This is a genomic window from Aliikangiella marina, assembly GCF_007004765.1.
Lineage (GTDB): Bacteria > Pseudomonadota > Gammaproteobacteria > Enterobacterales > Kangiellaceae > Aliikangiella > Aliikangiella marina.
Genome location: NZ_VIKR01000001.1, coordinates 190,071 through 212,022, shown reverse-complemented (window position 1 = coordinate 212,022; position 21,952 = coordinate 190,071). Strand labels below are relative to the sequence as shown.

The following is a 21,952-nucleotide window of genomic DNA, read 5'->3' as shown; positions in this document are numbered from 1 at the left end:
ATCACTAACTCGAGGGAGTGCTGGTCGTATTTGCTGTTCGCTTACGCTCAGCGATTTGCTCAAGGTCTTCTTCGTTTAGCAAGCGATTAATGCAGCTTCTAAAAGGCGCCTCGTTACTATCAAAAAAGAAATTATAGATCTCGGTTTCGTATTGTTTGCCCACTTCTAGACGACCATGAATTGAGAGGTCGTAGCCATCTTGAAGCGCTTGAAAAATTTTCTCTGATTGAGACTTAGTAAAAGTAAATGCAGGGCCTAGATATTGAAGCTCACCTTGTAAATAACTTTTATGAAATTTTGGAAAAAAAGTTTGGTCATCAATTTCAACTTTTTGCACACTACCAACTTCCATATCTAAACCAGAAGGTCCACCGATAAAAATTTCTACTTCGGGGTCGTGGTCTAAATACTGGAGTGTCGAAGTAATATAAAAGTATCCAACATACTTTCGCCCAATCAAACCACCTGCAAAGGGAAAATCCATCACGCAATAGTCTTCTGATTGGTCATATGAATAACTCGGAAAATCTCCGCATGAAATTAATAAACTACTTAATACGACTACACTGAGTTTTCTCATTTTCTAAAAGTCTTTCTCGCTTTTAAAGTCTTATTCTTTTGTCGTTTGCGGTTCGCTTGTTGAATAACTTTTGAGGCGACGGTCTTTTTTAGCCCGACCATTTCCTCAAAGTGCCCTAACTCTTGATGAGTCAACTCACGCCAACGACCTCTTTTCAACGAACGCGGCAGGTTAAAGTTGCCGTATTGTATGCGGTGAAGCCGAGACACTTGAATATCAAACGCTTCCCACAAACGTCTTACTTCACGGTTTTTCCCTTCTCTTAAGATGACGTTGTACCAATGATTAGTACCTTCACCACCGGCATCTTCGACTTTTTCAAAATGCGCCATGCCATCTTCTAACTCAACACCTTTGACCAACTGTGCCAAAATTTGTTCCGTTACTTCGCCACGGACTCTTACGGCATATTTACGCAAAACTTGGTGGGATGGGTGCATTAATCGGTTTGCTAATTCACCATCGTTCGTAAAAAAGATTAGTCCACTAGTATTGATATCTAAACGGCCGACATTTAACCAACGACCATTTTTGATATTAGGCAAGGTATCAAAGATTGTTGGTCGTCCTTCAGGGTCTTTACGCGAACAGATCTCACCTTCCGGCTTATGGTAGACAAGCATTCGGCGAACAAAGTCTTCTTTTGCAGTAACTTGCAAGAGTTTGCCATCGACTCGAATTTTGTCTTTCGGTCCAGCTCTATCTCCCAGCTCTGCAATACTGCCGTTAACACTTACTCTGCCTGCTTTGATCCATACTTCAGCTTCGCGGCGCGATGACAACCCAGCGTGAGCAATTATCTTTTGTAGCTTTTCGTTTTCCATGGCTATCTTTTACTAGTGCGTTGATTCGTCAGAGTCAGCAGCGGTCTCTGGCTCAAAAGATGGTGTTTTTTCTGCTTCATTTGTATGACTGTCTACAGCTTCTGACTCTTGCCCTTCATTCAAATAAGCATCAATGTCGTCATCGTATGTCACCGCTTCATTTTCCTCATAGACAGGCTCTTCGAATGGGTCGTCTTCCGTCTCGCTGTTCAGTGACTCTTCATGATCTAACGATTCGCTTTCGAGTTCACTGACCAGTTCGCCATCAAGTTCACCATTCATTTCATCCTCATCTCCAAGCTCAGCTTCAACTGCTGAATCTTGTTGCGAGCCTTCTGGCATTTCATTACGATCGGCTCCATCTTCGGACGCTAACTGCGGAGTATCTTCATCCGATTGGAGCGCGATAGCTTCCTCGATATCCACTTGATTTTCCTCATCGCCAGCAGTTGCTTCAACCGAATCTAATCCCTCACTTTCACCCGGTGGCAGATTACTTTCTTCATCTTGTTGTCCCGGTTCGGGCAAATCAAGTTCTGGGCTAAGGTCTTCTAAATCTCTAATTTCTGCTAGCGAAGGTAGCTCTTCTAAACTTTTCATATTGAAATAATCTAGAAACTGTTTCGTAGTCGCATACAAAGCTGGTCTGCCGGGTACATCTCTGTGACCAACAACTCTAATCCACTCTCTTTCTAACATGGTTTTTATGATATTACTGCTAACACTAACACCACGAACTTCTTCAATTTCAGCACGTGTTACCGGCTGTCGATACGCTATTAACGCTAACGTTTCAAGGTAAGCGCGTGAATATTTTGCAGGCTTTTCTTCCCAGAGTCTGCTCAACCACTCGGAATAGTCTTGGCGAGCTTGATAACGATAACCGCTCGCAATGGTTTTTAGTTCGACGCCACGACCCTCACATTCTTCCGCTAACACTTCTAGTGCATCTTTCACTCTTGTTGCAGAGGGACGTTCTTCATCATCGAATAATTTCATCAGTTGCTCGATGCTCATCGGTTTACCAACCGACATCAATGCGGCTTCCAGAATATTTTTTAATTTATTATCTTCAATACTCATTGTTTAAACTTCTCAGCTTTAATCTTTTTTACTACTTGGCATTTCTGCTACTTGGCTTTTCTAGTACCAGGCTTTCCTAATAAAAGACTGGTTTATTCGGTCACTTCAACTTCGTCAATGACTTTATCACTCATTCTCGCTCTAACATGAATTGGCGCAAATGGTTCGCTCTGTACAAGTTCAACCATTGATTCTTTAGTCAATTCCATTACTGCCAGAAAGGTGACAACAATCCCCATGCGTCCTTCTTCGACGTTGAATAAAGAAACAAAGGGGGTGAAACCATCGGCCGATAAAATGGCCAAAACATTGCCCATTTTTTCTCTAATCGACAAAGTTTCTTTTTGGATGTGATGGTGAGTAAACATTTCAGCCCTTACCAGCACATCTTTAAGCGCATGCAACAGATCCTTCATCTCCACCGTTGGCAAAGGCTTGTTAACGTGAAGCTCTGGCGTCTCTATGTCGACTTGTTGCGTATCGCGTTCCATACGAGGCAACGTATCGATGTCTTGCGCCGCTTTTTTGAATCGTTCATATTCTTGAAGTCTTCGAATTAAGTCGGCACGTGGGTCATCTTCTTCCTCTTCGAGCTTTGGCCGTGGTAATAAGACCCGGCTTTTAATTTCGGCAAGCATTGCAGCCATTACCAAATATTCCGCGGCTAGCTCAAGGTTGATCGCCTTCATGATTTCCACATATTCCATGTATTGCTCAGTAATATGAGCAATAGGGATATTTAGGATATCAACGTTCTGTCGTTTGATCAGGTAAAGTAGTAAATCAAGCGGCCCTTCAAACGCTTCGAGAAAAACTTCTAACGCATCGGGTGGGATATATAAATCTTTTGGAACATCGGTTACCGGTTCACCTTCAACGACCGCAAAATGCATTTCCTCTTGCATTTGGGTTTCGCCGCTAATGACTTTCGCCAACTCATTATCAGCCGATTCTTGCTCGCTGATTTGGTTTTCAGATGGTGCTTCTTGACTGGACAAAACCTCAGAATTTTGTTGCGTATCAACCGCTTCAGGATCAACACGATCCGTCTCGTTCTGTTGACGCTCATCTTGGTTTTCGTCAGGTGTTTCTATTTCACTCATGAATCAATTCTAAATCAATAATAAACCGGGCACTTAGCGATAAGCTAGTCCCATAACTTCTCTAACATCGTCCATCGTCTCTTTCGCAATGTCTCTCGCTTTCTCAGAACCTTCGGCAATGATACCTCTAACGACTTCTGGATTTTCTTCAAACTCCTTGGCTCTTTCTCTGAACTCTCCCGTTTCCTTGAGAACACAGTCGATAACTGGTTTCTTACATTCCAAGCAGCCGATGCCCGCGGTCGTACAACCTTCTTTTACCCAAGATTTAACATCCTCAGGTGAGTAAACTTCATGCAACTGCCATACAGGGCAATTATCTGGATTCCCCGGATCACTTAAGCGAACGCGTGCCGGATCAGTTTGCATTCGTTTGATTTTGTTCTCCACCGACTCCGGTTCTTCTCGCATCTCAATGATGTTTTTGTAAGACTTGGACATCTTTTGCCCATCCAGTCCTGGCATTTTTGAAACCGGCGTGAGCAAGGCTTGGGGTTCAGGCAGAATAATCTTACCGCCCCCCTCCAAGTAACCAATTAAGCGCTCTTTATCACCAATGGTAATACTTGAGTGTCCGTCAACTAGCGCCCTGGCTTTATCTAAGGATTCCTCGTTACCTTCTTGCACAAAGTCGCGGCGAAGGTTGTTATACAGCTTGGCACCTTTTTTACCTAATTTCTTGATTGCCGCTTCGGCTTTCTCTTCAAAACCAGACTCTTTTCCATAAAAGTGATTAAATCGTCGTGCAATTTCTCGAGACATTTCCACATGTGGGACCTGATCTTGCCCCACTGGAACGCCGCCAGCCTTGTACAATAAGATATCCGCAGTCTGTAACAAGGGATACCCAAGGAATCCGTAGGTGCTTAAGTCTTTTTCCGTAAGCTTTTCTTGTTGTTCTTTATAAGTAGGTACACGTTCGAGCCAGCTTAACGGGGTTAGCATCGATAAAAGTAAATGGAGTTCCGCATGCTCAGGCACTTTCGACTGGACAAATAGCGTTGCTGAGCCTGGATTGATGCCCGCAGCCAACCAATCAACGACCATATCCCATACTGATTTTTCGATAATTTCTGGGCTGTCATAGTGAGTTGTCAATACATGCCAGTCTGCAACAAAGAAAAAGCACTCATGCTCGTGCTGTAACTTCGCCCAATTTTTCAGTACGCCGTGATAATGTCCTAAATGTAATCGTCCCGAAGCGCGCATCCCTGACAGAACGCGTTGATTTTGCAGGCCTAAACTGCTCAAATTGATGTCCCCAAGCTGGTAAATTATAAAAAATAGAACGCAGCATTATACCCAAGCTGAAGGGAAATAGTTAATACTAAATTAGCCCCTAAAAATTTGCTGCTAAGAGCCTTATGGCGTAAATAACATTTAAGCATTTGACGCACAACTGGACTGTAGCTATGTTGTTGAGCTATAAAGCTTTTAGCTCGCAATGGCAACCGATTAACTCAGCAATCGCTGAGAATGTTCACGAGCGTTTGAAATCACATAAATCAATAAAATATCATCAACGCTACTATGATGTCGCTTTGAAAAAACCAGAAAACTCACTATGACTGAAAAACCGGCTCCAAAATCGCATACCAAAGAATTCAGCGATATTCAGAAGCTTTCATTAGCCGAAATTCGCCAAGGAATTACTGAAATTGATGACCAACTCATTGATTTACTGGCAAAAAGGCGAGACTTTAGTCGCTCAGTAGCGATCAATAAACTGGGTGACTTCAAGCCGGTCAGAGATCAGCAGCGGGAAAAAGAACTGCTCGATATTTTAATTGCTAAGGGCGCTGCGAAGGGTCTTGCACCGCATTACATCACTCGTTTGTTCCACACAATCATTGAGGATTCGGTTATTCTTCAAGGGCAGTTTTTGCAGAATCACTCGAACCCGGGATTACTCGACGGCGGCAATAAAACCGTCGCAGTCTTAGGGGGCAAAGGCGCATACTCCTATCTCGCCGCACAAAAATACTTTGATGGACAACAAGCCACCTACGAGGCATTTGATAGTTTTGAAGGCATATTAAATAGCGTCCAATCCGGCGAAAACGAATTTGGCGTATTACCCATCGAAAATACAACTTCCGGTGGCATCACCGAGGTTTATGATTTACTTCTCCATTCTGAATTATCGATCATTGGCGAAGTCAGTCAGTCGATTAATCACTGTTTATTAGGTCAGAAGACAACCACTCTTGAAACCGTAAAACAAGTTATTGCTCACCCTGAAGCTCGAAAGCAGTGCCATCACTGGCTTGGCAAACAGCAAGGCATTAGCGTCAAACTCTCATCAAGCACCGCGGAAGCATTAAGATTGGCAGCCGATGACACGTCGGGCACCATCGCAGCTATTGGCGGAGAACAGTCAGCAGACGCTTTTGGTTTAAAAGTCATTACTCGAGACATCACCAACCTTGCAGAAAATGCCACGCGCTTTTTGGTGGTGACAAAAAAACCGCAAATCGTCTCACCTCAAGTTGCTTGTAAAACCTCGGTCATTATTTCAACCGGACAAAAACCGGGATCGTTGGCTGAAGTTTTGCTCGTTTTTCGCGATGCCCGTTTGCCACTAACAAAGCTTGAGTCTCGACCTATTGTTGGTAAGCCGTGGGAGCAAATGTTTTACATCGACTTTGAGGGAAATATCGATGATCCGACAGTTATTCAGTCACTCGAAGATATCAGAGACATTTGTAATTTCATCAAGATTCTCGGTAGTTACCCGGCCGAACAAATTAAACCGACCCGCGTTTCACCAACGGAGTATTACCGAGGGCAGGATTAATGTTATTCCACTAAACCTGACAAAATCAGCCAAAGCCTTCAATTTGGACTAGACTTAAGTCATTACTTGTTAATTACGACAATTCGTTCGACTATTGTCTTTCGTGTATTTAGGTAAATCAGTGCAGTTTTATCGTCTACAATTGCTTTGCTTTGCGGTTTTGTTGGTTTTAACACCAACCAGCAACGCGATTGACGAGACAACAAGCCCTTCTTCCTGCAATCTCACTGTCGGTGTCGCCGATTGGCCACCTTATCAATACTTCGAAAAAGGCAAAGCTAAAGGAATTCAAGTCGAACTGATTAGACAAATCGCTCAAGCCGCAAATTGCCGGTTGGAAATCGTAAACAAACGCTATTTTCAATCGTTGAAAGCTGTCGAAGATGGAACTATCGACTTTACGTTAAATGCGACAGAGACCGATTCACGAAGACGTTTCGGTCTCTTTAGCGTTCCCTATCGAAACGAAATTCTAGTGCTCTACGCAAGACGCTCTTTTCGTGAAAAGTGTAACCAAGGGTCAATCGAAAAACTCCTCAAAGAAGGCTTTCGTCTGGGCCTTCAAAAACGAATGGTCTATGGACCAGCAATCACTCGAATTCAAAATACACCGGCGCTGAATAAAAAGATCACTTATTTTGAACATACCGGCCAAGATATCGAGTTTGTAAAAGAAAACAATTTGGACGGTATCGTCGAGGACCCTGTGATGATTTCGTACAAAGCGCGGATGTCAACCAACCAAGATAAATTGTATTCTTGTCAAATCGTCGTTTCCTCTTCACCCGTTTCACTCATTTTTAGCAAAAAAACGGTTTCCCCAGCTATTGTCAAACGCTTCGACCAAGCGATTCAAGCCGTGCGCCAATCTAGTGAATATCAAAAATATTGGCGCTGGTAAGATTATCCATCTTATGCACCACTCGGTTTAACGCCACCACTTGCACTCATCATGGGCTTTGGGTAACTTAACCGCAGTTAACCAAACCGAGGTTTAGACAATGAAAAACTATCTCTCCTTTGCTATTGTATTATTCAGCTTACTCGCATTTCCTCAATTTGCTTATTCATCGAGTGACCAGACAGTCCTGATTACAGGCGCCAATCGCGGTATCGGTCTAGAATATGCAAAACAGTTTTTGGCAAAAGGCTACAAAGTTATTGGTACTGCGCGTAAACCAGCAACAGCAACAGAACTAAAAAAGTCAGGCGCAGAGGTTTTGCAACTCGATGTGACCGATGAAAAAAGTGTCGCTGATTTAAAAGCGGCCCTCAAAGGCAGAGCAATTGATATTCTTATCAACAACGCCGGCTACTTTGATCGCCAAGATGTTACTTTGGATAAAGTAGACTTTAACACTTTTGCTCGAACCCTGGATATTAATACCCTAGGTCCTCTCCGTGTTACTCAAGCACTCATTGGTAACCTCGAAAAAGGTCAGCGAAAAACCGTTATTAGTATGTCTTCGGGTCTTGGTAGCATCGAAAAATCGACCGGTCGCTGGTATGCCTATCGAACCAGCAAAACCGGCTTAAATCAAATCAATAAGATCCTCAGTACAGAGTACAAAGACCAAGGATTTATTTTTACAGTGGTTCATCCCGGCTGGGTGCAAACGGATATGGGCGGCTCTAATGCGACTTACACGCCGACTCAAAGCGTGCAAGGTTTAATTAAAGTCATTGAAGGTTTAACGACTAAAGACTCAGGCCAATTCTACGATCTCAATGGAAAGTCGATACCTTGGTAATTGTCTTTATCGCCACCATTCTTTCTGTCAGACAAAGGCATCGAAGTCGCTTTAACTCCACTAGCATTCGCCTTTGTTTGGCTATGACAAACTGTGTTTGCAGGAGAAATAAAGCGGCAATGACAGCTGACTCAATAGTTTGCTAAACTCCCCCGCCGAATGAAGACTAAATATTGAAGAGCCCATTGTGAGTCAAACCCTAGATCAGAAACAGTCATCTCCCAAACTAACGGTTAAGCTAGCACCCTTTTGGAAAAAGTTCGGCGCATGGGTTTACGACTTACTTGGCGCCCTGGCAGTGTTTATTCTTGCGATGGTCGTTGGCTACGTGATTATTTTTATCATGACTATCCCGTGGATAGAAAATGGCCAAGCCCTTTCCAAAGCACTCTATATGAATCCGCTTTGGTCGATTTATTTATTCGCCAGCGTTCAATATTACTACGTCTGGTGTTGGGTAAAAGGCGGGCAAACCATGGGAATGAAAACTTGGCGCCTAAAGCTTTGTAAGCCAGATGGTAGTCACCTTACCTGGAAAGAAGCCTATATCCGATCTTTTGCTTCCCTCGGCGGTTTAAGTCAAATTTGGGGGATTGTTGACAAGGAAAACCGCGGGATTCATGATTTCATTTTCGATACACGGGTTGTGGAGTTACCTAAAGATTACACCAAAGAAAACAAGCCAATAATATAAGCCTTGCGCAATAAATCATTGAGTTATATATTAAATTTTAAATTGCCAGCATTAAATAGTTGCGTTTAAGATGGCCGAAAATTTAATCAACATTCCTGAAGATGAAGACAAGGAACGCGCAAAGCGGATTTCTGAAGAATGGCTTTCAGTCGAGAGTGCATTAGACAAAGCCAACGTTTTACATACTATCGTATTCTTTGGCAGCGCTCGCATCGATGATGCTTATGGCGCCGCCTTGTCAAAAGATAAAGCTGACCAACTTTCCTCTGAACAACCTCATAATCATGTTGCCAAGTGGGCCCAAATGAGCGCTTCGCTTTCCAAGCAACAAAGCCAATATTACGAAGACGCCCGGCAATTGGCGAAAGCCATTGGCCAATATCTCTATACTTGCAAATATCAGACAACCAAAATGATCACGGGTGGGGGTCCAGGCATCATGGAAGCGGCCAATCGCGGCGCCTCAGAAATTGGACAACCGAGTATTGGGCTTAATATTAATATTCCGAAAGAGCAAATTCCAAATCCTTACATCCACGAGGAATTATCGTTCAGCTTTCATTATTTCTCACTACGAAAAATGCACTTTCTAAAACGCGCAAGGGTGATTATCGTCTTTCCGGGTGGTTTTGGCACTATGGATGAATTGATGGAAGCGCTGACATTGATGCAGACAGGCAAAATGCCCACTATTCCAATTTTGCTTTACGGCAATGATTTCTGGAAGCAAGCAATTAACTTCGAATTCCTTGCAGAACAAAGACTTATCGATGAAGACGACTTGAAATTAATCGAGCACGTCAATGATGTTGACAGCGCGCTAGCGCGCGTTACCTCCATCATAAAATGTGAACAGCCATAAAATTTGACAATTAAGAGGTTTCCAACCCCTATAAATCGCGGTATCTTTGCAGTAACACGTTAAAAAATCGCATACTTAGATAACAGTTAGCATGTCTGGACAATATTCCTACTTAAAAAAAGTACAAATAAAAGCGCATAACTTGCGCTTAGGAATGTATGTCGCTGAACTCGATAAACCCTGGGACGAGTCACCATTTACCTTCCAAGGCTTCCCGATAAACGACACCGACACATTGAATGCGATCCAAGAAGAATGCGACTGGGTTTATGTCGATTTTCAATCGGAAAAAGCCTACAAGACCTATCTCCAGTCAGTTGAAGGTCAAGCGCCGAGTCAGAAGAAAACCTACCGGCGTACCGAGTTAGAAGCCCTCCAAGAAGAACTTCCTCGAGCTCAGAAAAATTTTAATTCTTCCTCCAAAATGGTGAAAAACATCATGCAGAAGATTATTGCAGAGGAAGAATTCGAACTCGAGCCGGTACAAAATACCGTCGAAGAATGCGTTGACTCTATCCTACACAATCCCGATGCATTGATGTTACTAAGTAACATCAAGAATGCTGACGAATACACTGCTGAACACTGTCTGCGTGTTTCAATAATGTCTATCGCGTTCGGTAAATATCTTGGAATGAGTAAAGAGGAACTTCAGTGTGTTGGTATCGGCGCTATGTTACATGATGTTGGCAAAATGAAAATTCCCGAAAAAATTCTCAACAAACCCGGTAAGCTTTCTCCGGCAGAATTTTGTGTTATGCAAGATCATGCGGTAGAAGGTTATAAAATTTTAAAAAATAAAAAGCTACTCTCGCCCGGTGTTATCGATATTGCCCACTCTCATCACGAAAAAATTGACGGTTCCGGCTATCCCAGAGGGTTGCTTGCTCATCAGATTTCTCGCTATGCAAAAATTGTCACTGTCGTTGACACGTTTGACGCGATTACCAGTGAGCGAGTCTACTCAAGAGCGGAAACTCCGTCCCAAGCTTTTAAGGTGCTCACCGAAAACTCAGGTACACAATTCGACAAAACCATTGCTAAGGAATTTATCAAGTGGATGGGAGTTTACCCCGTTGGCTCAATAGTGGAAATGCAAACCGGCGAAGTCGGTGTGGTCATTAGAGTTCATCAAGAGCAAAAGTTAAAACCACGGGTTTTGCTAGTGACCGATGAAGAAAAAGTCAAAGGCTTTCAAAAAGTCGTTGATCTCGCTAGAATGACAGTGCATTCAAGTGGTGAAGCTTATCAAATCAAAACAGTTCACCCTAATGGCTCATTTGATATCGACATTCAACAGTTGGTTCAACAAGGACTCTTGCTCAGGAGATAGAGCCTCATCAACAATAGGTCACAAGCCCGACCTCAAACAGAGAATATATTAAATGCAGAAATTGATTTTAGCTTTTGCGTTAGCAATCATTGTTATACCCAATACACTAGCAAGTGCACTAAATTTTGAACAAGTCTCCAAGGACGTTCATTTTCTTGCTGATGATAAACTAATGGGGCGCGCAACTTATACCAAGCAAATCGATATCGCGGCTGATTACATCGCGAACCGCTTTCAGTCGATTGGGCTCCAACCGCTTGATGAGAAAAAAGGGTTTAAACAATCATTTGAAATTTTTGGCATTACCGTCGACAGCGTTAAGCTCCAACTTAATGGGGCAAGCGTCAGCGCAAAGTCTCTTATTGCACTGACCAGCCATCAGAAGTTGAATTGGAATTCCGACTCCACTTTTGAAACGGTTATGATCGATAAACAACAAGATTTTCGAAAAGCGATGACCGCAGTCAACCAAAAGCAATCAGATGTACTCGTTTTAATTGATCCAAGCCATCAAGCGATGTTTGCACGATACCAGAGTTTCTTTTCGCGACAACAATCAAAATTTAATATTAATCAGGGTCCCTCCGCCCTACTCGTTCTCACTGATACAAAAAAGGTTGAATCGCTTAACCTTTCGCTCACAACTAAAGTTGAAACTAAAAAACTGGCGAACGTGGTTGGCGTACTTCCTGGAAAATCACACAACGAAGAATATGTTCTCTTTTCAGCGCATTACGACCATGTAGGTACCAAGTTAGATTTACAAGGAGATAAAATATTTAACGGTGCCGATGATAACGCTTCTGGAACCACAGCGGTTATCAATCTTGCGCAATATTATGCTGCAAAAAGATCCAATGAAAGAACGCTCATATTCGTTGCTTTTACCGCTGAAGAAATCGGCGGCTTCGGCTCTAAGTATTTTGCAAAACAAGTTGCGCCAGAAAAGATAAAAGCAATGATCAATATCGAGATGATTGGCAAACCGTCCAAGTTTGGTGAAGGGCAATTATGGATGACAGGCTATGAACGATCAAATCTTGCTGAATTGCTAAACCAATCGTATGGCTCTGAGAAAATTAAAGCCGACCCTTATCCAGACGAAAACTTATTTTATCGCTCAGATAACGCAACATTAGCAAAGCTTGGGGTACCCGCGCATAGCTTTTCTTCGTCTCAAATAGATATCGATAAACATTATCATCAGGTGACTGATGAGGTTGACACGCTCGATCTCAATTCGATGTTCCAAGTAATCCAAACTCTTGCCAAAGCTTCTCAAGGTCTCGTCGATGGTAGTCTGACTCCTACTCGAGTTGATACCAGCCAAGTCAGACCGAATGGAAGTTTTTATTAGAAAATAATTATTAACTGGGCATAAGGCGAGTTATGAACATCACTCCTCAATTTATTGATTTAATGGCGTGTCCCGAATCTGGTGAAAATTTATCGCTTAAAGATAATCAGCTAGTCAGCCAGCAAAGTAAATGCCACTATCCAGTGATCAATGGAATCCCTTGGTTGTTTCGCCATCCTTTGCATTCAATGGTCGATTGGAGTGTAAAACTAAATCATTTTAATCAAATTTTCTCAGATGATATTCGCCAACTCAAAAATGAACTCAAAAAGGCATCTGACTATACTCAACCTCGCTTAGAAAAATTACTTAGTGGTAAAACGTTATTTCAGCAAGCCGTTATCGAGTTAGTCTCACCTATCTTAAGTGCGAAAGTTGCCAGTAAACCAGTCTACGATGCGTTAAGTGATCGCGCGCCACACACGCAAAACTTACTGAGTTATGAAGCGAATTTATATCGAGATTGGGTCTGGGGAGATGAAGAAAACAAACTTTCAGCGAAAATAATCATGCAACGAATAGGTACACTACAGCCAAAAAATGTGCTTGTGTTAGGCGCAGGTTCCTGCCGTCTTGCCTATGATATTCATCGTCTGCTAGGCTCAGCCACGACAATTGCAAATGACATAAACCCGCTTTTGTTATTCGCAGCAAACAAAATACTATCAGGTGAAGCACTTGAGATCGTCGAGTTTCCCGCACACCCAATTAACACAGAATCAGTCGCATTATCTCATTCAATTGCAGGCTTAGAAAAATGGCCAGACAACTTTTATTTATTATTCAGTGATGCAGCTACCCCAGCCATAAAATCGGCTGCGATAGATTTAGTGGTCACACCTTGGCTAATTGATATCCAGCCTTTTGAACTACGTAAATTTATGACCTGTTTAAACCACTACCTTCCAATGGGTGGTCACTGGGTCAATTTTGGTAGCTTAGTGTTTAATCAGAGTCGAGAAGCCTTGTGTTACTCAATCGACGAAATCAAAGCCCTTGCGCATGAAGCGGGCTTCGAGATAGAAGAATCTGAATCTCAAGTGATCCCCTATTTAAAATCTCCTCATAACGCAGGTTATCGCATGGAAACTGTTTTTAGTTGGAGGGCGAGAAAAGTTAAAGAGGTAAAGCAAACGGAATCATTGCAAAACTTGCCAAACTGGATTTTGGATATAAACAAACCAATTCCTGCAACTAGAGAGATTCAATCATTTGCTTTTAGTCATCAACTCTACGCTGAACTAGCTGGTAAAATCGATGGCAAACACTCAATTGTGCAAATCGCAAAAAAAATAGCGAGAGAAAAGTCAATGGACGAACAAGAAGCCATTTCGATGGTAAAAAACTTTTATCTCAAAATTATCCAAGAATCATTTTAATTTATTTACGAAGCAATTTTATTCAACATTTTTTATAGAACTCGCTTACACGGCTTGAACTAGAATAAATTGCACCTACCTTCCCCGATTGGTGCTAATATAGTTTATGAATGATTAATGTCGCATTAGTTATCTATAAGCCTTGGTTACTCACGAGCAATTAAATAAAACCAACAATGCGGCTTAAGGACCCATCGTTTTAAAAGATATCTCAGGATGAAAAGATGTCTGAATTACACAAGCGAAATCTGAAAGAAACGGGACAAATTTCTCGCGCAGCACTAGCCTGGCTGAGAGATCAGAATTTACCTAACACGCCGATTTGCTATCATGTGGCATTTGAACTCTTTCAAAACCCGAGCGACGATTTTAAGCAAATTATAGCTGCAGTTGATGGCCCAATCGAAAATAAATTGGCAACAATAGAGCAAGTTTATCGACAGTATATTATCGGTAAGCTTGATTCGAATCTCTCTCAGTTTTCTGAGCGTATCGATGATGTGGCTTGTAAAACGCTCGTCACGGTGTCAAATACCAATGAGAAACTCAAAGACTTTTCAGGTAATTTAGAAGAAGCCACTCCAGTACTCGAAGGGACTTCTGAAGATGCAAAGATCAAGGTCATCGCATTACTTCTTGAAGAAACTAAAAAGATCTACGTTTATTCTAATTCGCTAGAGGATCGTTTGTCAGATGCCACTAGAGAAATAAAACATTTGCAACAGGAGCATATGGCATTCCGAGAAAGGGCATATCGCGATCCGCTGACTCAAATTCTCAATCGAGCGGGTCTGCAACATGAATTTGATTTAATTAGCCTAAATGAATCAATGTACCCAATGTCGGTTATGATGGCTGATATTGACTATTTTAAATCCTTTAACGATGAGTACGGTCACTTGGTCGGCGACAATGTTATTCAAATTGTTGCTACTACCTTACTAAAACAGATTAAACACAGTGATATTCTTGCAAGATTCGGCGGTGAGGAATTTATTATTATATTGCCGAAGACAAGTTTACAAAATGGATTAATCGTTGCCGAATCGCTTAGAAAAGAAGTTTCAGCGTTAAAAGTTAAGCGTCGAGATACTGCGGAATATCTTCGCCAAATTACGCTTTCAATTGGTGTCGCCTTGCTGAGCAATAGTGATGAGCTTATCGACTGTATTGATCGTGCGGATAAGGCGTTGTATCGGGCAAAAAACGCTGGGCGTAATCGCATTGAGCGAGAGAATGATTAGAAAGGTCTACTGCTCAACCGACTCAGCCAGTAGAATTTGAATTTCCTGACGCAACTCGGCAAGTGGCATAGGTTTACTGAATACTCTATCTGCGCCCATTCCGCTGGCGAATTCTAAGTAACTTTGCGGATCGGAAGAACCACCACCAGAATAGGCGATGATTTTCATCTTAGGAAATTTCTCGCGAACCTCTGAGATGAGCTCTAAACCTTCCTTATTAGGCATAAGGATGTCAGTAATCATTAAATCAGGCGTTTGATGATCAAAATATTCGGAGGCCATAGCACCATCTTGCGCCAACAATACATCATGATTGTCTAACTCAACCACGTCAGTCAACAAGCGCAACATTTGAGGATCGTCATCAACGATCAAAACCAGTGCCATTCTCTACTGCTCCCTAAACTTTCCCTTTCATCAGATTAGTATTTCCGTCGCTTCCTCAATTTATTATTATACAAAAATCATAAATTTCAAGGTGCTCGAACCCCGCGATTATAGCTGATTATTTATTGTATACAAATTGAAAAGCTAACTTAAATGACTTTTAATAGCAAAATTGTGAATTCCATCGAATCTTTTATCTTTCAAATTTGCTAAGGCCATCCCGCAAGTTTTGCTAAGTAACTGAAGTATAGTAGAAAAAGTAAAATTTAAAGATTTATCTGATCGCTCAAAATATTAGCTAGGGCGCCTAGCGGTTGAAACATCTCATCGGTTTAGCTTTACGGTGAGTATTTTTCCGACGTTGCTTAAATCGCCTATCCAGCAAAAACGATAAAATATTCGGTTATTCCTCATCAATTGTTTGCGGAACCATCATCGATGCTACAATAACGACATTAAATCTTAAGCAAACAAATCAATGACGGCATTTTTAATCGACACATATCTCATTTACAAATACTTCATTGCAGTTTTGTAATCATTCAAACGCCAACCCAATCCGACGCTGCGCATGGAATACCAAATTCTCTTGAACAACTCTGACTTTATTGCCATTAATAAACCAGCTGGTGTTAACTTTCACACGGAAGACGACCAACCGGGTATTGCTGCATTGTTAGAGAAATCCTTATCGTGCGATTTATTTCCAGTGCATCGCCTAGATAAAATGACTTCGGGCGTATTACTCTTTGCCAAAAGCCAAAATGCAGCGAGAGACCTCAGCCGATTATTTGCCAATAAAAATGTTTTCAAAAAATACCTTGCCATATCTGCCAAAAAGCCCAAAAAGAAACAAGGAAAGGTAATTGGTGACATGGTGAAAGCGAGAAATGGAAGTTGGAAATTAACCCATTCTCGCGATAATCCGGCGATTACTCAATTTACATCTCGAGCATTAGTGCCCGGGATTAGAGTATTTTGGGTCACGCCAACAACTGGTAAAACTCATCAAATAAGAGTCGCATTAAAATCGATTGGTTCACCGATTTTAGGCGATGTCAGATACGGAGCAAGTGAAGCTGACAGAGGCTACTTACACGCTTATCAGATTCAATTCGCATGGCGTGGTGACGATATCAAAATCACTTGCACGCCTGATACAGGAGAGCTTTTTGACCATCAAAACTTAAAGACTATTTTAGCCGGTTTTGAATCCTTAGATACTTAGGAGCGAATACCGATTCCTTTAGCTAACAGATAATAAGCTAAAGAAAACAATCCAACAATAAACACCAAGATCAAACCTAGCGCTGTGCTAATTTCAATATCGGAAAAACCTAAAAAGCCGTATCTAAAAGCATTGACCATGTATAAAATTGGATTAGCAAGCGAAACAGACTGCCAAAACTCCGGCAAAAGTTTTATTGAATAAAAAACGCCGCCGAGATAAGTCAAGGGTGTCAAAATAAATGTTGGAACAATTGAAATATCATCAAACTTTTTAGCGAATACTGCATTGACTAGCCCGCCTGTTGCAAACAACATTGAGGTTAGCAATACGACAACCAGTAAGATTCCCCAGCTGTTAACATTAATCTCGACAAACTGAGCAGCAACAATCGTCACGATGATACCTGTTAGCAACCCTCGACTAACACCACCCAATACATAGCCTAATAAAATAAACAAGGTTGGCACGGGAGAGACCAGCATTTCTTCGATACTGCGTTGGAATTTCGCACTAAAAAAAGAACTAACGACGTTCGAGTAAGAATTCGTAATTACCGACATCATAATAATTCCCGGCGTAATGTATTCCATATAACTCACGCCATCCATTTGACCAACACGTGAACCAATTAGTTGTCCAAAGATAACAAAATAGAGAGTCATAGTGATCGCTGGCGGTAGCAGGGTCTGCACCCAAATTCTAAAATAGCGGGTCACTTCCTTGATAATAATGCTCTGTAGTGCAATAAAAGATTGCTTATCGTACATATTTGTTCTCATTTACGATTGATAACTGTCACTAGTTCGATTGCGTCTCGGTCATTCTCACAAACAATTCTTCGAGTCGATTTGCTTTGTTGCGCATGCTCATCACTTGAATATTATGTTGCGACAACCATTCAAATACTCGGTTAAATGAGACCGTTTTAGCAACATCGATTTCAAGCGAAGACTCATCTCTTTGTCTAAACTCAACGTCAGTAATGTTAGGAAATTCACTCGGGAGCTTATCCACATCAAGGATAAAAGTCTCAATATCCAAACGGGATATCAAATCTTTTATTGACGTATTTTCAATAATTTCACCATGATTAATAATCGCGACGTTACGACACAATTGTTCAGCCTCTTCCAGATAATGAGTGGTCAAGACAATGGTTGTTCCCTGCTCATTCAGTTCGGTTAAAAACTCCCACATACTGCGTCTTATCTCGATATCAACCCCAGCAGTGGGTTCATCAAGAATCAAAACTTTAGGTTCATGGATAAGCGCTCTGGCAATCATTAAACGTCGTTTCATACCGCCAGAAAGTGTCCTTGAAGGGGTATCTTTTTTATCCCAAAGATCGAGTTGTTTTAAATATTTTTCAGCTCGTTGCAACGCTATCTTGCGCGGTACCCCGTAATAACCGGCTTGATTCACCACAATTTGTAACGGCGTTTCAAATTGAGAAAAATTAAACTCCTGAGGTACTAAACCAAGACATCGTTTAGCTGCCTCTAACTCACTATCAATGGAATGGTCAAAGACTTTTACTTCTCCAGAAGTTTTATTGACCAATGAGCAAATGATTCCAATCGTTGTTGATTTGCCAGCGCCATTAGGACCAAGCAAGGCAATAAAGTCACCTTTCTCTACACTAAAAGAAATCCCTTTGAGTGCATGTAAAGATTTACCATAAACTTTCTTTAAGTTATTAATTTCGATCGCTTTTTCTGACATGTGACTGCTCTAAAATAAAGTGTTGCGACTAGTTCTTGTATCCCCAAGCTTTACTCAGGTTATTATTAATGCCTAAATGATTTAAGATTCTTCCGGTAACAAAGCTCACTAAGTCGTCGATGTTATCTGGATTGTGATAAAAACCAGGAGCTGCTGGCATTATCGTTACCCCTGCCTCACTGAGTGAAAGTAAATTTCTTAAATGAATTGTCGAAAATGGCATTTCTCTCGGTAGAAGTATCAATTGCCCTTTTTCTTTGATGACTACGTCTGCCGCTCGTTCTAAAAGCGTGTTGCTCGCGCCAGTCGCAATTGCAGAGACGCACCCCATACTCGCAGGACATATGATCATTTGCTTGGGCGCTGCGGAGCCGCTAGCTACCGGGGCATACCAATTTTCTTTCGCATAGACTTTAATGATGCCCTCTTCACATTGGCAATAATCTGTCAGTGTCTTGACAATTTTGGCGGGGCTCTCAGGAATTTTTAATGCAGATTCTGTTGCCAAGACGACTCGAGCCGCATCAGTAATCATCAAATGAACTTCGTCGAAGTGACGGGTCAAATTTGTCAAAAGATGCAGCGCATAAGGCGCACCCGATGCACCGGTAATGCCTAATGTAACCCTTTTTTCAGCTATCATATCAATAAACTCATTATCCGCGGGGCTTATTATTAGTGACTGAACTAAACTCGTTTGCTCTTTAAGCCATCAAGGATTTTATCATGAATTCCGCCAAAGCCCCCGTTACTCATCACTAAAATGGAATCGCCAGGTTTTGCTTCTTTCACCAATCGTTCACCAATCGTTTCTGGTGAATTTAGTGCCGTTATTCTATCGGTGTTTTTGTCAAAATTAAAATTCCAGTCAATTCCATCGGGAGTATGAAAAATACAATAATCAGTCTGTTTAACGGAATCGATTAAGGTATCTTTATGGACTCCGCGCTTCATGGTATTTGAGCGCAGGTCGACTGTTGCTAATATACGATTTTTGCCAACTTTAGATCTTAAGCCTGATACGGTTGTTTCAATGGCCGTTGGATGATGCGCGAAATCATCATAAACCGCTATTCCATTGACTTCACCTTTTAACTCCATCCTTCTTTTGACATTTTTAAAACCAGCTAAAGCCGCTATCGCTGACTCCGGGGTAACACCAACATGACGGCATGCAGAAATAGCAGCAAGCGCATTGGAAACATTATGATCACCGATCAGCTGCCAATTTAGGGTACCCTGCAGTTGCCCCTTAAAATATACCTCGACTTGGCTACCATCCTCACTAACTTTTCGCGCAAACCAATCACTGTCGGTACGCCCCGTTAATCCAAAACTCTCTACTGGCGTCCAAATTCCTTTATCAAGAACGCGCTCGATAGCTGTAGAATTGTTCGGCTTGACTATTAATCCGTTCTTGGGAATCGTTCTGATTACATGAGAAAACTGCTTTTCAATATCACTTAAACTATCAAATATATCCGCATGGTCGAACTCAAGGTTATTGACAATTATCGTTCTAGCGCGATAGTGAATAAACTTAGAGCGTTTATCAAAAAAAGCGGTGTCGTACTCGTCGGCTTCTACCACAAAAAAAGGCGATTCGGTTAAACGCGCTGATACACCAAAGTTTTCCATGACGCCGCCGATCAAAAAGCCGGGATTATATCCATTAGCCTCCAAGATCCATGCGATCATACTGGCAGTTGTCGTTTTTCCATGAGTACCGGCAGCAGCGATAACCCATTTGTCCTGTAAAATATTCTCATTTAACCACTGAGGTCCCGAGCGATAAACTTGTGTCGACTCAAGTAAAGATTCAATAACGGGCATACCGCGAGTCATGGCATTTCCTACAACAACACAATCCGGCTCACTCGCTAATTGTTCAGCATCGTATCCCTCATGCAGCGAAATGCCTAAACGCTCTAATTGGTCGCTCATTGGCGGATAGCAGTTACGATCAGAACCGGTGACTTTAAATCCTTTTTCGACCGCCAAGCGAGCAATACCGCCCATAAATGTTCCGCAAATACCTAAAATGTGCAAATGCATTCAGACAACTCTATCCGTCATTTTTCTGTGATTAATTGCTCCGCATTGTATCACGGTTGTTAGTCACAGCTAAGTAGAGATAATGACCAAATAAGGCGCTAAGCTAATTCTTTTTAAGTAATATTGCCCCAGCAGAGTAACCAGCACCGAAAGAACATAACACGCCATAATCGTCAGAAGCTAAATGGGAATGATACTTATGCATGGCAATAACCGACCCCGCTGAACTCGTGTTGGCATACTCATCCAAAACAATTGGCGCAATCAAATTGTCGGGTAATTCTCCCAAAACTTTTTTCGTGATCAATTGGTTCATATTAATGTTGGCTTGGTGCAACCAAAAGCTGGCTACTTTTTGCGCATCAACATTGTTCTCATCGAGCAGGTTTTGAATTAAATCAGCAACAATTGGAACAACTTCTTTGAAGACTTTGCGGCCTTGTTGCTTGAATAACAATTTTTGTGGGTCATCAGCTTCTCTGTTCAAAAACCCGAAGTTATTCCGAATGTTATTAGAATATTCTGTGACTAGCTTGAAGTCTTCTATTTTAAAGACCGTTTGAATTTCTCGGGCAACCGCATCTTCCTCTCGCTCAATAATAACCGCTGTGCAAACATCACCAAAAATGAAATGACAGTCTCTATCTCTAAAATTCAAATGACCGGAACAAATTTCGGGATTAACCATTAGCACCTTGCTTGCCGTTCCGCATTTAATGGCATCGGCCGCAGTTTTAATTCCAAAGGTTGCTGAAGAACACGCTACATTCATATCAAACGCATAACCACCGCACCCCAGCGCGGACTGGATTTCAACCGCGATGGCAGGATACGCCCGCTCCATATTTGACGCAGCGACAATGACCAGATCGATTTCTTGGGCTTCTAGCTTTGCAGTTAACAGTGCCTCTTTCGCCGCTTTAACCGCCATTTCTGCCATATAGGATAATTCGTAATCCTCTCTAACAGGCATAATCGGTGCCATCGTTGAGGTATTCAAAATACTGTCTTTTTGTAGCACGAAACGGCTTTTGATTCCCGATGCTTTTTCGATAAACTCAACACTCGAGGGTTGCAGCGGCTCTATATCACCAGCGGCAATTTTATCCGCATTGTCGTGGTTAGTTTGTTCAACATACTGATTATACGAGTCGACTAACTCTTGATTTGAAATACTTTGCTCAGGCGTAAATAATCCTGTTGCCGATATCACGGGGCAATACATTTGGGAGCTCCTGGTTTCTCACGAACCAAGGTCGAAAACCTTTGAATACCGCTTACTTGTGTTAGTTTTTTATTAATTATGCGGCGATATCTTAGCAGATTCTGGAGTTTCAGTAACAAGTCACTAGCCTGGTCGTGCCACTTTGAACTGTGCGTTAAGACGGCAACTTTTCCCTTCCTAAATCAGCTACCCAAACAACTACTTTCGGCAGCCGAATTAGTAAAAATACCGTTACTTCAAGCCGCGACCTGCAAGGAATGTCACTGATTTGGACTTTCTTGCTCAAAAAACTGCAAAACTGTCACTTTCTTGATTTATAATACGC

The 21,952-nt window shown here is 41.9% G+C and carries 21 protein-coding genes; 10 read left to right on the top strand and 11 right to left on the bottom strand.

From position 1 onward, the window contains the following. Positions 1-4 precede the first annotated feature (4 nt). From FLL45_RS00915 to FLL45_RS00895, 5 genes are all read right to left on the bottom strand, one after another. Entirely contained in the window at positions 5-580 is a 576-nt protein-coding gene (locus FLL45_RS00915; RefSeq protein ID WP_142887915.1) for a hypothetical protein, read from the bottom strand. Further along, the gene (rluB, locus tag FLL45_RS00910) at positions 577-1,404 is read right to left on the bottom strand and encodes a 23S rRNA pseudouridine(2605) synthase RluB (RefSeq protein ID WP_142887914.1); all 828 of its coding nucleotides are present in this window, start codon (positions 1,402-1,404) and stop codon (positions 577-579) included. The genes FLL45_RS00915 and rluB overlap by 4 nt, the downstream gene beginning before the upstream one ends. 12 nt (positions 1,405-1,416) lie before the next feature. Beyond that, entirely contained in the window at positions 1,417-2,487 is a 1,071-nt protein-coding gene (gene scpB, locus FLL45_RS00905; RefSeq protein ID WP_246075724.1) for an SMC-Scp complex subunit ScpB, read from the bottom strand. A gap of 92 nt (positions 2,488-2,579) precedes the next feature. Then, positions 2,580-3,590 carry a segregation and condensation protein A gene (locus FLL45_RS00900; protein WP_185964278.1) on the bottom strand — a complete coding sequence of 337 codons (1,011 nt, stop codon included), beginning with the start codon at positions 3,588-3,590 and terminating at the stop codon, positions 2,580-2,582. A gap of 33 nt (positions 3,591-3,623) precedes the next feature. Next, positions 3,624-4,841, bottom strand: coding sequence for a tryptophan--tRNA ligase (locus tag FLL45_RS00895; protein ID WP_142887913.1), 1,218 nt, complete (start codon positions 4,839-4,841; stop codon positions 3,624-3,626). 313 nt (positions 4,842-5,154) lie between these two features. Here FLL45_RS00895 and pheA point away from each other — a divergent pair, with 313 nt between their 5' ends. The 9 genes from pheA to FLL45_RS00850 all read left to right on the top strand — a co-directional run bounded on the left by pheA (position 5,155) and on the right by FLL45_RS00850 (position 15,007). Continuing rightward, entirely contained in the window at positions 5,155-6,387 is a 1,233-nt protein-coding gene (pheA, locus tag FLL45_RS00890; RefSeq protein WP_142887912.1) for a prephenate dehydratase, read from the top strand. Positions 6,388-6,508: 121 nt separating this feature from the next. Continuing rightward, positions 6,509-7,288: a substrate-binding periplasmic protein gene (locus FLL45_RS00885; protein WP_185964277.1), complete on the top strand. Its 780-nt coding sequence runs from the start codon at positions 6,509-6,511 to the stop codon at positions 7,286-7,288. A gap of 100 nt (positions 7,289-7,388) precedes the next feature. Further along, positions 7,389-8,138 carry an SDR family oxidoreductase gene (locus tag FLL45_RS00880; protein WP_142887910.1) on the top strand — a complete coding sequence of 250 codons (750 nt, stop codon included), beginning with the start codon at positions 7,389-7,391 and terminating at the stop codon, positions 8,136-8,138. A 187-nt stretch (positions 8,139-8,325) separates the two neighbouring features. Next, positions 8,326-8,832 (top strand): RDD family protein, encoded by a 507-nt coding sequence (locus FLL45_RS00875; protein ID WP_185964276.1) that lies wholly within the window; start codon positions 8,326-8,328, stop codon positions 8,830-8,832. 70 nt (positions 8,833-8,902) lie between these two features. Further along, positions 8,903-9,694 carry an LOG family protein gene (locus FLL45_RS00870; protein WP_142887908.1) on the top strand — a complete coding sequence of 264 codons (792 nt, stop codon included), beginning with the start codon at positions 8,903-8,905 and terminating at the stop codon, positions 9,692-9,694. Positions 9,695-9,785: 91 nt separating this feature from the next. Then, positions 9,786-11,027 carry a cyclic di-GMP phosphodiesterase gene (locus tag FLL45_RS00865; RefSeq protein ID WP_142887907.1) on the top strand — a complete coding sequence of 414 codons (1,242 nt, stop codon included), beginning with the start codon at positions 9,786-9,788 and terminating at the stop codon, positions 11,025-11,027. Between the two features lie 52 nt (positions 11,028-11,079). Then, the gene (locus FLL45_RS00860) at positions 11,080-12,384 is read left to right on the top strand and encodes a M20/M25/M40 family metallo-hydrolase (RefSeq protein ID WP_142887906.1); all 1,305 of its coding nucleotides are present in this window, start codon (positions 11,080-11,082) and stop codon (positions 12,382-12,384) included. 32 nt (positions 12,385-12,416) lie between these two features. Further along, a complete protein-coding gene (locus FLL45_RS00855) occupies positions 12,417-13,763 on the top strand; it encodes a hypothetical protein (RefSeq protein ID WP_142887905.1) in 1,347 nt (448 codons plus the stop codon). A gap of 224 nt (positions 13,764-13,987) precedes the next feature. Then, positions 13,988-15,007, top strand: a complete 1,020-nt coding sequence (locus tag FLL45_RS00850; protein ID WP_142887904.1) for a GGDEF domain-containing protein — start codon at positions 13,988-13,990, stop codon at positions 15,005-15,007. A 6-nt stretch (positions 15,008-15,013) separates the two neighbouring features. Here the strand turns inward: FLL45_RS00850 and FLL45_RS00845 are convergent, their stop codons facing one another. Next, positions 15,014-15,394 carry a response regulator gene (locus FLL45_RS00845; protein ID WP_142887903.1) on the bottom strand — a complete coding sequence of 127 codons (381 nt, stop codon included), beginning with the start codon at positions 15,392-15,394 and terminating at the stop codon, positions 15,014-15,016. A 571-nt stretch (positions 15,395-15,965) separates the two neighbouring features. Here FLL45_RS00845 and FLL45_RS00840 point away from each other — a divergent pair. Then, positions 15,966-16,622 (top strand): TIGR01621 family pseudouridine synthase, encoded by a 657-nt coding sequence (locus tag FLL45_RS00840; protein ID WP_142887902.1) that lies wholly within the window; start codon positions 15,966-15,968, stop codon positions 16,620-16,622. Here FLL45_RS00840 and FLL45_RS00835 read toward each other — a convergent pair. From FLL45_RS00835 to FLL45_RS00815, 5 genes are all read right to left on the bottom strand, one after another. Then, positions 16,619-17,392, bottom strand: coding sequence for an ABC transporter permease (locus tag FLL45_RS00835; protein WP_142887901.1), 774 nt, complete (start codon positions 17,390-17,392; stop codon positions 16,619-16,621). The genes FLL45_RS00840 and FLL45_RS00835 overlap by 4 nt on opposite strands. A gap of 31 nt (positions 17,393-17,423) precedes the next feature. Next, the gene (locus tag FLL45_RS00830) at positions 17,424-18,347 is read right to left on the bottom strand and encodes an ABC transporter ATP-binding protein (protein ID WP_142887900.1); all 924 of its coding nucleotides are present in this window, start codon (positions 18,345-18,347) and stop codon (positions 17,424-17,426) included. A gap of 28 nt (positions 18,348-18,375) precedes the next feature. Next, positions 18,376-18,990, bottom strand: a complete 615-nt coding sequence (locus tag FLL45_RS00825; protein WP_142887899.1) for a flavin prenyltransferase UbiX — start codon at positions 18,988-18,990, stop codon at positions 18,376-18,378. Positions 18,991-19,034: 44 nt separating this feature from the next. Further along, a complete protein-coding gene (gene mpl / locus FLL45_RS00820) occupies positions 19,035-20,402 on the bottom strand; it encodes a UDP-N-acetylmuramate:L-alanyl-gamma-D-glutamyl-meso-diaminopimelate ligase (RefSeq protein WP_142887898.1) in 1,368 nt (455 codons plus the stop codon). Between the two features lie 103 nt (positions 20,403-20,505). Next, positions 20,506-21,627, bottom strand: coding sequence for a beta-ketoacyl-ACP synthase III (locus FLL45_RS00815; RefSeq protein ID WP_142887897.1), 1,122 nt, complete (start codon positions 21,625-21,627; stop codon positions 20,506-20,508). Positions 21,628-21,952 lie beyond the last annotated feature (325 nt).

Bases quoted from the DNA above. Each gene is read 5' to 3' on its own strand.
- FLL45_RS00915 (WP_142887915.1), bottom strand. From the start codon at position 580: ATGAGAAAACTCAGTGTAGTCGTATTAAGTAGTTTATTAATTTCATGC.
- rluB (WP_142887914.1), bottom strand. From the start codon at position 1,404: ATGGAAAACGAAAAGCTACAAAAGATAATTGCTCACGCTGGGTTGTCA.
- scpB (WP_246075724.1), bottom strand. From the start codon at position 2,487: ATGAGTATTGAAGATAATAAATTAAAAAATATTCTGGAAGCCGCATTG.
- FLL45_RS00900 (WP_185964278.1), bottom strand. From the start codon at position 3,590: ATGAGTGAAATAGAAACACCTGACGAAAACCAAGATGAGCGTCAACAG.
- pheA (WP_142887912.1), top strand. From the start codon at position 5,155: ATGACTGAAAAACCGGCTCCAAAATCGCATACCAAAGAATTCAGCGAT.
- FLL45_RS00880 (WP_142887910.1), top strand. From the start codon at position 7,389: ATGAAAAACTATCTCTCCTTTGCTATTGTATTATTCAGCTTACTCGCA.
- FLL45_RS00870 (WP_142887908.1), top strand. From the start codon at position 8,903: ATGGCCGAAAATTTAATCAACATTCCTGAAGATGAAGACAAGGAACGC.
- FLL45_RS00865 (WP_142887907.1), top strand. From the start codon at position 9,786: ATGTCTGGACAATATTCCTACTTAAAAAAAGTACAAATAAAAGCGCAT.
- FLL45_RS00860 (WP_142887906.1), top strand. From the start codon at position 11,080: ATGCAGAAATTGATTTTAGCTTTTGCGTTAGCAATCATTGTTATACCC.
- FLL45_RS00855 (WP_142887905.1), top strand. From the start codon at position 12,417: ATGAACATCACTCCTCAATTTATTGATTTAATGGCGTGTCCCGAATCT.
- FLL45_RS00850 (WP_142887904.1), top strand. From the start codon at position 13,988: ATGTCTGAATTACACAAGCGAAATCTGAAAGAAACGGGACAAATTTCT.
- FLL45_RS00845 (WP_142887903.1), bottom strand. From the start codon at position 15,394: ATGGCACTGGTTTTGATCGTTGATGACGATCCTCAAATGTTGCGCTTG.
- FLL45_RS00840 (WP_142887902.1), top strand. From the start codon at position 15,966: ATGGAATACCAAATTCTCTTGAACAACTCTGACTTTATTGCCATTAAT.
- FLL45_RS00835 (WP_142887901.1), bottom strand. From the start codon at position 17,392: ATGTACGATAAGCAATCTTTTATTGCACTACAGAGCATTATTATCAAG.
- FLL45_RS00830 (WP_142887900.1), bottom strand. From the start codon at position 18,347: ATGTCAGAAAAAGCGATCGAAATTAATAACTTAAAGAAAGTTTATGGT.
- FLL45_RS00825 (WP_142887899.1), bottom strand. From the start codon at position 18,990: ATGATAGCTGAAAAAAGGGTTACATTAGGCATTACCGGTGCATCGGGT.
- mpl (WP_142887898.1), bottom strand. From the start codon at position 20,402: ATGCATTTGCACATTTTAGGTATTTGCGGAACATTTATGGGCGGTATT.
- FLL45_RS00815 (WP_142887897.1), bottom strand. From the start codon at position 21,627: ATGTATTGCCCCGTGATATCGGCAACAGGATTATTTACGCCTGAGCAA.